Origin of the sequence: Microcoleus sp. S13_B4 (assembly GCF_036700885.1) — a bacterium.
Taxonomy (GTDB): domain Bacteria; phylum Cyanobacteriota; class Cyanobacteriia; order Cyanobacteriales; family Microcoleaceae; genus Microcoleus.
This window is the reverse complement of the sequence record NZ_JAUBPU010000003.1, coordinates 104,164-114,412: the sequence shown is the minus strand read 5'-3', so window position 1 is coordinate 114,412 and position 10,249 is coordinate 104,164. Positions and strand designations below refer to the sequence as shown.

Below are 10,249 nucleotides of genomic sequence, written 5' to 3'. Positions count from 1 at the left end.
GATTCCGATAGGCCCAGAATCCTACACAAAATTAGCCGGATCTTGATCTCGCCGATGCTTCAGCAGAATCGGAGAACCTTGGCCATCACCCACCAAAGCCGCCGTTTCCTCCAACGCTTCCCTCAATCGCTTGGCGGCGTAGATGGACATATCGCGGGGCACATTCACCCGATCGCGCAAATACCGCAAAGCCGCATCAGAACCAGCCGGCGGCGTACACACTTCGCCAGTCATCATCGAAGTTAAAGCACAACGCAAAGCCTCATCGAATAACTTGTCATCAGCAGGATTGACTCGAACGATGTTGCCCTGGTGCTTAATGACGCGGTGAAGTGCTTCAGCGCGGGAGGTTTCCGGTTCTGGATACATTACATCCGGCAGTCCAGCCCAAGGCCCATTATCCACGCGGGCTTTATTGAGTAGCATCTGAGGTTCGCCGTTTTCATAACACCCGCCCATCTGAGGCGGTAAATCGTGGACGTGGGTGTGAAAGTCGCTCTGAGTGCCGCGATAGGTAGGCCGGCTTTCCATCGCTGCAAACCAGTCAGCAAAGCGCGGGTTTTCTTCCCGCATCGAGTAGCCTTTGTAGTAGTAAAGACTGGCATTCATGCGTTCGACGTAGGGCGTAAAGATGACATCCGCCGTGCCAAATTCATCGAGGAAATAAGGCCCCGGAGTGCTAGCCAAGGCTGCTTCTACCTGGGTGACGACGCTGATAAATTGGTTGCGGTTGTGTTGTTCTACTTTGGCTGAACTTGCTGGGTAGCACAGCCAAGAGCACCAGGCTCTAAATAGCAGCCGCTCTAGCCGCCGCAGGGGAAGCACTGCGGGGTTTTCCATGCCCAAACCCAAGGGGCCATAGACTCGTTCGAGGGCGATTAAGATGTCATCGCTTTCGGTGATGATGCGGCCGTCTAGTTCGATCGCCGGTAGCATTCCCGATGGCACTTTGCGCTTGTACCAACTTTCCTTTTCCCCATAGCAGAACATAGTAACTTTGTCAATACGGTAGGGGATTTCTTTTTCTTCCAGCCACAGCCAGATTTTTTGACAGTAGGGACACCAAGCATGGTTATCGCGGTACAGGGTGACTCGCACATCCGATTCGGTTTTACCGAAGAGGCGCAAGCGGGATTGAGCGTTGGTGGGGCCGTTGACGCGATCGACTTCAAAGTCTGTGAGGGCTTCTAATTCTGTCCAGCTTAGGGGGGTCATGCGATTTTAGATTTTAGATTTTAGATTGGAGAATTGAAGACAGCAACTGCTTTCTGGCAATAATAGAACTTACGCACCAACTCTATCTGTAGGGTGCGCTGTGCGCGCACCTTACCCCTACCCATAACGTATTCAACTATTTTTTGGTCTTAAGCTGTTGCGGCATTTAAATTGTATGTCAAAAAACAATCAAAGTCTTGTGGGGAGTAGGGTTGGGCGTCCCGCCCGCCTCGAATATGCAATTTAAATGCGCGACAGCTTAGTCCTGAATAAGATAGTTGGTTATCAGTTAAAAAAGGCTTTGAGGACTGAAGTCCTCACTACAAACTTAACTACAATTAAGGCGACATTTGGGGAGGGGATGGCGCGTCTTGAATTTTAGCCAGTGCTGCTTTCATTTCGGGAGTGGCTAGCAACTTTTGGGTATCTGCAATTAAACGATCGCCCCAGAGATTTTCTTTGAGATATTCTACGGTAGCATAGCGTTTGTCAAGTTTCAGAGCTGCTTCTCCCATCGCGAAGCCTTTTTGTTTGTCACCTTTGGTGTAAAATGCTACTGCTAGAGCTAGCATTGATTCTGCTGCTTTGTTGTCGATCACGATCGCTTCTTGCCAGCGTTTGATGGCGCTATCAACATCTCCCATTTCGTACTTGGCTAATCCGATATTGTTAATAGCCGGCCACAGGTTTTTTTCTAAAGCAAAGGCTTTTTCGTATTGGGCGATCGCCTGATCAAACCGCTTCAGCTTATAAAAAGCATTGCCTAAATCAAATAATGCACCTGGAGTGTCTGGTTTTAACTTTAACCCTGCTTGCAAATATTCGATTGCTTTCTCGTAGTTCGCTTTCCGGAAGTGAGCTTCTCCCAAGACAAATTTAATTGAGGGATTTTCTGGCGACAGAGATTGAGCTTGCCCCAAAGCTTCAATGCCTTTGTCAAACTGCTCGACTTGCAGGTACAAGCTACCTAACAAAGTCCAAGTTTGAGCATTCTTGGGGGCTAACTGTGTGGCGAGTTCGGCTCTAGGTACGGCGAGTTGGTACTGCTGCAGTCTGGCTAGCTGGACGGCTTCTTCTGCAAGGCTCAAGGCCGTTTGTTCGAGTTGGGCAGAGTTGATTTGCAGGGTGTAAGGCAGGAGTGCCTGACAGGCAGCAGGCTTGGGCATTGCCCCCAAACCGAGTGCGAGTAGCAGAGATATTAAAGGAATGCGATTAGGCACTGTACAGCCCCAGAAAAAAATATAAGGGTTTCTCGATCGCCTATAATAACTCATATTTTTGAGTTTTGATATTGCTTCTTGACTCGGCACACTTCGGGGTTTTCATTTAAATACTTCTCAAATTATGTTTACACTCAGGATAACCGTTTTTCTTCACTGTTTTATAGACAACTGATCACCTCATTACAAATAGGCAAAATTATGAGTTATTATAAACTGGAATGAGTTAATAAATAACCCTTGGCGGTTGACAGTTAAAGAGTTGCCAAATTCTGTTTTACCTCATAAACAATTGTTTTTTTACGGCTTGAGAAACGAGTTAATTCCTCACTAAAAACCGGGTAAATTATTTATTTCAGGAACTTGAGTGAGTTAATAAAGTCTGTTGAATTTTGTCTAATAATTGTGCTGCCGATAAGGAAGAAGGCAAAATTTTGGCAGATACTTCGTGCAGTAGAAAGTCGATCGCCTCGGATTCCGAATTTACAGCCGACCGATAATCCCAGACTAAAATTGGCAGTTTTACTGCCATTTGCCGCAAGTTCGATAGCGCCTGCAACATAGCAGGGGATTCTGAGGGGGCATCTCGCAAGCACAGCAAAACTAAGTCAACGCTTTGATATTGCAACTGCTGCAAAACTTCTGTCCAGGAAGGAGCGATCGACCCTCGAAATCCTGCTGTGTGGATGTACTGAATCAAAGCTTGAAAGTTGGGAGTAGAAAACTTGGAATTGGGAATCTCGGCATTTGTCGATCGATCGCGATTTTCCAATTCTCCCGTCGGGTTCCCCCCAGCAGCGCGGTGCAAATCGGGTAAAGTCGAAATGTCGGCAAATAAAATGCTGGGCTTCCAACTCATGCCTGCAGCGACTTGAATCACTTGCCACAACGCACTGCCCACCAACCCGGTACCTGAAGTTTCACTGTCGTCGGGACTGCGGGTAGCCAAACAGGGAAATACCGACAATCCTTTGACTTGATTTGCCAGTTGGGTAGTTGCGGGGTCTAAAGTCACCAAGGGGAGAGAACCCAAATTTCGAGATCGACTTAACTGTTCGATAAAAGCTAAGGGGTTTTGCAGTTGACTTGTACCGTCCAAGACGATCGCGTCGGGCCGCCAAATTCTGGCCACGAGTTCTGCTTGGCCGAGGTCGTCTGCTTCTAAAACCCGGCAGTAGTTGGGGTTGAGCAGTAAAGCGGAACCTTGAGACGAACTGTTTTGCGGGCTGAGCCACAACACGGTTAAAGAACTCCTTACTTTGGCGCTACTAGCATTACTTTTGCCAATCAAGTCTGTCAGCAGCCGCCGCAAAGCGGGTTCTTCCACCGGCAAGCTCAAAAAGCCTTCGGCTCGGTTGACACTGGCCCGTTCTTTTTCCCCTCTGGTGGCCGTGACGATCGCCGGAATCGATCGGGTATCCGGGTCACTCTTGAGCAGCGTCAGCACGTCCCAACCGGACAGCAGCGGCAGCAGCGGGTTGAGGAAAATCGCTTCGGGACTGAACCTGCGAGCTTTTTCCAGCGCTTCGGTGCCGGAACGGGCGACTATTACTTGGTAGCCCAAACCTGAGATGACGTTGGTTAAATCTTCGATATATTTGGGAACTGCTTCGACTATTAATACTAAACGAGAGCGAGAATTGGCGGTCAGAGTCGGATATTGGGGTTTTAATAATTCTTCCTCAGTCACTCCCGGTGTCGGGACTTCTTCACTGTTGTTTCCCGGAGGAGTTGGTGGCAGCAGCAGGGTAAATTGAGAGCCTTGGTTTTCTGAGGAAATAAACGAAACGTCCCCGCCGTGGAGCCGAGCTAGGCGTTGAGTCAGTACCAGTCCCAGTCCGGTTCCTTGAAAACGCCTGGTGAGAGGACTTTCTAGCTGTTGGAATTTCTGAAAGATTAGGTGCTGTTTGTCGGCGGGGATGCCGATGCCAGTGTCCCACACTGTGAATGCGATCCAGCCTTCCCAAACATTTACTTTCAATCCGATTTTGCCGCCAATTTCGGTGAATTTTAGGGCGTTGGAAAGGAGGTTAACCAGCATTTGCCGCAGCCGCAGTTCGTCGGCAATTAATTGGCTCAGTCCCGGTTCTATTTCGAGTGTAAATTCTATTTTGGCGGAGGGTTCAGCGTTTGCTGTGCCGTCAGTTTTGCTCGGGGTGGGAGGGTTTTTTTCTTCTTGCTGTTGCAGTTGTTTTGCTTGTTCAAAGGCTCTTTGGCAGGTTGATGCTATTTCGACTGCTTCGGGAATTAGTTCTAGCTGCCCGGTTTCCATCCGAGTCAAGTCTAATATATCGTTAACAATTGTCATCAAATGCCGCCCGCTTTTATGGATTAGTTTGGCGTAGCGTGTTTGGCGGTCGTTGAGTTCTCCGATCAATTTATCTTTGAGGAGGCTGGACAAACCGAGCACGGCGGTGAGCGGGGTTTTTAGTTCGTGGCTGATGCAGGATAAAAATTCGTCTTTTAGTCGGTTGAGGTGGATTAAATCTGCGTTTTTCGCTGCTAGTTCTTTGGCGACTAAATGTTCTTCGGTGACATCTTGTCCCATTACTAAAATTAGCTGGTCTGAGAGCGGTTGTTTGACAAATTGCCAGATCCGTTCTTGGCCTTTTTGTACGGGGCAGTCGCAAATATAGGTATCTGGTTTGCCGGCGGTGGGGCACCAAGCTGGAGCGGTTAATGTTGAGGGGGACGCGGCGGCGTACAAGGGCAGGGGGCAACTGGTGGCTGCTGTTGAATCACGCGCGGCGAAGCTATCCCGCAGGGAATCGCCCGATCTACTTGCTCCTACTAAGCTCCTGCATTCTTTGGTGATGGCCTCTAACTGCACGCTCTGGTATTCGCTTGTTAAATGGCTTGGTTTGCGGGGCGAGTGTTTACCCAAATTTGCTGCTGGTTCTGGAACTGGTTCTGGGCCTGCTCCCAGCAAAATCCGCCACGCTGCGTTTTGGCTGACTATTTGTGCGGTAGGGGTTTGCAATCTCAGGGGCAGGGGCAGTTTTTCCAGTAGTTGGACTAGGGAGTTCAGGTTTTCTGAGGGTTTCAATCCTGCTTCTAGAAAGCGTAGTTGAGCGTCTAGGGCCGTAGCGATGGCTTCGGAAACCGGCCTTAATTCGATTTCTTTGACGGCTGTTGCCTGCTCTGTGAGGCTGCAGAGCGAGCTGCTGTTGAGTGCGGCGAATTGCAGCAGGCTCAGACTGTCTAGCATTCCTAAAAATTGACCGCTGGCATCTGTCAGGGCGATCGGGTTGTTTGATGAAATGCCCGCAGTTTGGCGGTGTGGCACGGCTGGGATGTTCTGTTCCTCTGTTTGCAGGTATTGCCAGAATTCATTGACGCTCATAGCGGCGGGTAATACCCTGACTGGTTCGATCGCGATCGGGCTTTCTGACAAAGGTTGCTGCCCGTCGTTTGTGCGATCGGCTCCATAAGCCCACAGGCTGCGGAGATACACTAATCCCAGCGGCTGTAGTTGTTCGTTGACTACTGCGACTCGATCGCAGTTGCAGGAGCTGAAAATTGACTGCAGCGATTCTAGCGCTGCCGTTTGGGGGCACAGCGGCACTGGCTCGATAAAATTTTTGATACTGGGGCTGGTGAGTGGCATAACAAACCTGAGAGTCTGCTCGCGAGAGCAGTAATATTTTTGATGCTCAATGTAGCTGCGAATTTCTGTATCTTATTTGTTTTATATCAGTTCGCTATCAGGCTCGGTATCTGCACCGAGACCGGGGAGTTCGATGCCTACGCCTGATTTGAGGCGACTAGCAATTATTTTAAGGCTTAAGCTTAATTGCAGAAATCACGCTCAGGGTGCTTGACACAAAAACAAAAAAGTACATTTTCATTCTTCAGGTGCTAGAAGCTCATCACTTATTTTGCGGTTAAGATTGTTTAAAATAAATATTGAGATGATTGTTAAAATGTTAAGTTTTTTATAAAGGAGATATCAACTCTGAGCGATCCAGCACTTTCGGGCAACTTAGGTGGTGCACCTACAGCTTTGCTTTCCCAACTGTCTATCGGTATTTTTGTCCGCTCCGAGGAAATCGTAGCCTCTGCGATCGAGCTTTTGAGGGGCGAACGCTATGCTTTAACGCACATTAAGTCGGCAGTGGAGTTTTTGGGGTTCCTTAAGCACAATTATCACCTTGATTGTTTAGTTTTGGAGGTGGATGGGGATCTGCGATCGCTTCTGGCCAAGCTGCAAGAACGATCGCTCTTTTTGCCTGCTGTGATTTTTTCGCCCCAGCCCGGGGTAGATGGAAAGCCCGAAGCACCATATTCAGATGGTTTTGAGGCTGCCACCAGTACCGCCAACACGAGTTTAGACGAAAGTTGTGCTTTTTTTTATCACCCTGCTGAGGTGCAACTGGCAATCGCTCGATCGAGCGAAATAGTTGCCGGTATCGATCAGGCGATCGCACAATTTCTGAAACTTTCAACTCCGGTTCCTGTCAATTACCAATCCGCAAGGAGCGATGCGACAGCTCAATTGACTGCTCAAAGTTTGCTCAGCCGACAGCAGCGGCGGCTGGCGGAAAAATTACGGGAGCGATTAGGATACTTAGGTGTGTATTATAAAAGAAATTCCCAGATTTTTTTGAAAAATCTGTCGGGACCTGAGAAGCAAAAGTTTTTGGAGCAACTCAAGTCGAGTTATCGCGACATCGTTTTGAATTATTTTTCTCAAGATACTGCGGTCAACAATCAAATAGATGAATTTGTAAACTTAGCTTTTTTTGCGGATGTTCCCGTGACTCAAATTGTAGAAATTCACATGGAATTGATGGACGAGTTTGCTAAACAGCTAAAAATAGAAGGGCGCAGCGAGGAAATATTGCTTGATTACCGTTTGACCCTGATTGACGCAATAGCTCATATGTGCGAGATGTACCGGCGCTCAATTCCGAAAGAGGCATCTCAGGTTATAAGGTAGAAGGCAAGGGGCAAAATTCAAGTAAGAAGAACGTAGAAGATAGAATTTAACAAAGAAGAAAGGACAAGACAAACGGCCGCGCGATCATCGAAAGGCTGAAATTATTATAAAATAACAAAGAACAGGGGATTTAAGACAAATAAGAACTACAACTAACATCTGACAACTAATACTCACCATTTTAAAAAGTTCATGAGTCCTCTGAAGAAAACCTATGTTCTCAAGCTGTACGTTGCGGGGAATACTCCCAACTCAGTGCGAGCTTTGAAAACCCTAAAGGACATCCTCGAACAAGAATTTCAAGGAGTCTACGCACTGAAAGTCATAGATGTTCTCAAAAACCCTCAGCTAGCAGAAGAGGACAAAATATTGGCAACCCCGACGCTGGCCAAAATCCTGCCGCCGCCGGTGCGAAAAATTATTGGCGATTTGTCCGATCGTGAGAAAGTTCTGATAGGATTAGATTTGCTCTATGAAGAACTTCGCGAAGAAGACCTGAATTCATAAGATAATCAGGTGAGAGTCAGTCAATTTTAGATTTGAGACTTGGGTTTGGCGTGAAACGTTCGGCGATCGCTCAGTCGAACGATTTTAGATTTGAGATTTACTCCACAGATGAATCTGGGAGGTTGAACAAAAGTCTAAAATTTTTATCTTTCCACGACAGGAGTACGTGGCACGGTATCGGTTTTTGGGCGGGGTCATTAGTCAGCAGTCATTAGTTATTGAACAAGAGCCAATACTAAAAGCTGGGTACAAAGACTCATGACCGGCGGTTAATGAGTGACAACTAAAGAATACTGAGAGTTGACAAAAATCGACATGAATGAAATTAGTCAAACGGTTAAACGAGAAGGATTGGTAACGGCAGGAGTTGAAAAAATTCGCACGATGATTGAGGGTTTCGATGACATCAGTCACGGCGGAATGCCACTCGGCCGAACCACCCTAGTCAGCGGCACGTCAGGAACTGGAAAAACTTTATTTGCCGTACAATTTCTATATAATGGAATTACCCATTTTGACGAACCTGGAGTTTTCGTAACTTTTGAAGAATCTCCGACAGATATTATTAAAAATGCTTGCAGTTTCGGTTGGAATCTGGCACAGTTAATCGAGGAAGGCAAGCTATTTATTTTGGACGCTTCCCCCGACCCGGAAGGTCAAGATATCGTAGGAAATTTTGATTTATCAGCCTTAATCGAGCGAATTCAGTACGCCATTCGCAAATACAAAGCCAAGCGGGTTTCTATAGATTCAGTGACTGCCGTATTTCAGCAGTACGACGCTGCATCGGTGGTGCGCCGAGAAATTTTTCGCTTAGTTGCCCGCCTCAAACAAGTAGGAGCAACTACAGTTATGACTACGGAACGAGTGGAAGAATACGGCCCGGTGGCGCGGTTTGGGGTAGAAGAGTTTGTGTCGGATAATGTAGTGATTGTTCGCAACGTTTTGGAAGGGGAACGGCGCCGCCGCACAATGGAAATTTTGAAGTTGCGCGGTACAACTCACATGAAGGGCGAATATCCTTTTACTATGACTAATGACGGAATTAATATTTTCCCATTGGGGGCGATGCGATTAACTCAAAAGTCTTCAAACGTGCGGGTTTCTTCGGGCGATAAAACTCTCGACGAAATGTGCGGTGGCGGCTTCTTTAAAGACTCAATTATTTTGGCTACGGGTGCAACGGGAACCGGTAAAACCCTGTTGGTGAGCAAGTTCTTGCAGAATGCTTGTATGAACGGCAATCGGGCGCTGCTTTTTGCCTATGAAGAGTCGCGGGCTCAGTTGTTCCGCAATGCTTATTCTTGGGGCATTGATTTTGAGGAAATGGAACAGAAAGGAATGCTGAAGCTGCTGTGCACTTACCCGGAATCTGCCGGTTTGGAAGACCACTTGCAGACTATTAAATCAGAAATTGCGGAGTTCAAACCTTCTCGAATTGCTATAGACTCGCTGTCGGCCTTAGCTAGGGGTGTCAGCAATAATGCTTTCAGGCAATTTGTGATCGGAGTGACAGGTTTTGCGAAGCAGGAAGAAATAACCGGCTTTTTTACGAATACAAGCGACCAGTTCATGGGTTCTAATTCGATTACGGACTCCCATATTTCTACGATTACTGACACGATTATTATGCTGCAGTATGTAGAGATTCGAGGAGAAATGTCGCGGGCAATTAATGTGTTTAAGATGCGCGGTTCCTGGCACGACAAAGGAATTCGGGAATACACAATTACTGAAAGAGGCCCACAAATTAAAGATTCGTTCCGTGGTTACGAACGGATTATCAGCGGTTCTCCGACTCGGATTACGATTAATGAGAAGAGTGAGCTATCGCGGATTCTCCAGGGTGTGCAAGGTCAAGACGATGAGGATATTTGAGACTTAGCAGTGATTTGTCGTTAAAAGTAGGTTGGGTTGAGCTAGGAAACCCAACTTTTTTAATTTGAGGAATTTGTGAATATTTATAGCAACCGCGACAAGGTTTGGGATGTTCTTAATTGCGGAAATATGAGTTTTTATTGCCTTCTGCATCAGCGCATTCTGCTATAGCAATCCCACAAAATAGGTTTTGGTAAAAATCTCTGGGTAAGCTGTTGTCCCTCTAAACTATATATTTCAATGACATCTCAAAAACTAGAAAATCCTCTCTATATCCGATTCTCGAACATAACAGAAAATCTTTCTAGCCTAGCAGCTTATTCCCGCGTCGTGCCTATCTCTACTACCCTAGATTAGCGGAACCATGGGGAACTTATCTACAAAAATATTAAAACTAATTTTATTATCAAAAATCATCATTTACCCCTCATCACCAGTATGGGAATCTCCCTAGATCCACAAGATGAAATGAATTTCGATAGCTGGCTCA

General features: G+C 46.9%; 6 protein-coding genes. 3 read left to right on the top strand and 3 right to left on the bottom strand.

Going from position 1 to position 10,249, the window contains the following annotated elements:
• Nucleotides 1-21: 21 nt before the first annotated feature.
• From QT994_RS03220 to QT994_RS03210, 3 genes are all read right to left on the bottom strand, one after another.
• Nucleotides 22-1,215: a glutathione S-transferase family protein gene (locus QT994_RS03220; RefSeq protein ID WP_333171737.1), complete on the bottom strand. Its 1,194-nt coding sequence runs from the start codon at nucleotides 1,213-1,215 to the stop codon at nucleotides 22-24.
• Between the two features lie 338 nt (nucleotides 1,216-1,553).
• The gene (locus tag QT994_RS03215; RefSeq protein WP_445243865.1) at nucleotides 1,554-2,435 is read right to left on the bottom strand and encodes a tetratricopeptide repeat protein; all 882 of its coding nucleotides are present in this window, start codon (nucleotides 2,433-2,435) and stop codon (nucleotides 1,554-1,556) included.
• 355 nt (nucleotides 2,436-2,790) lie between these two features.
• The gene (locus QT994_RS03210; protein WP_333171735.1) at nucleotides 2,791-6,042 is read right to left on the bottom strand and encodes an ATP-binding protein; all 3,252 of its coding nucleotides are present in this window, start codon (nucleotides 6,040-6,042) and stop codon (nucleotides 2,791-2,793) included.
• A 396-nt stretch (nucleotides 6,043-6,438) separates the two neighbouring features.
• Here QT994_RS03210 and QT994_RS03205 point away from each other — a divergent pair, with 396 nt between their 5' ends.
• From QT994_RS03205 to kaiC, 3 genes are all read left to right on the top strand, one after another.
• A complete protein-coding gene (locus tag QT994_RS03205; protein ID WP_333171734.1) occupies nucleotides 6,439-7,374 on the top strand; it encodes a circadian clock protein KaiA in 936 nt (311 codons plus the stop codon).
• Nucleotides 7,375-7,566: 192 nt separating this feature from the next.
• A complete protein-coding gene (gene kaiB / locus QT994_RS03200) occupies nucleotides 7,567-7,881 on the top strand; it encodes a circadian clock protein KaiB (RefSeq protein ID WP_006632119.1) in 315 nt (104 codons plus the stop codon).
• Nucleotides 7,882-8,196: 315 nt separating this feature from the next.
• Nucleotides 8,197-9,759, top strand: coding sequence for a circadian clock protein KaiC (kaiC, locus tag QT994_RS03195; RefSeq protein WP_333047875.1), 1,563 nt, complete (start codon nucleotides 8,197-8,199; stop codon nucleotides 9,757-9,759).
• The last annotated feature ends 490 nt before the right edge of the window (nucleotides 9,760-10,249 follow it).

Bases quoted from the DNA above. Each gene is read 5' to 3' on its own strand.
- QT994_RS03220 (WP_333171737.1), bottom strand. From the start codon at position 1,215: ATGACCCCCCTAAGCTGGACAGAATTAGAAGCCCTCACAGACTTTGAA.
- QT994_RS03210 (WP_333171735.1), bottom strand. From the start codon at position 6,042: ATGCCACTCACCAGCCCCAGTATCAAAAATTTTATCGAGCCAGTGCCG.
- kaiB (WP_006632119.1), top strand. From the start codon at position 7,567: ATGAGTCCTCTGAAGAAAACCTATGTTCTCAAGCTGTACGTTGCGGGG.
- kaiC (WP_333047875.1), top strand. From the start codon at position 8,197: ATGAATGAAATTAGTCAAACGGTTAAACGAGAAGGATTGGTAACGGCA.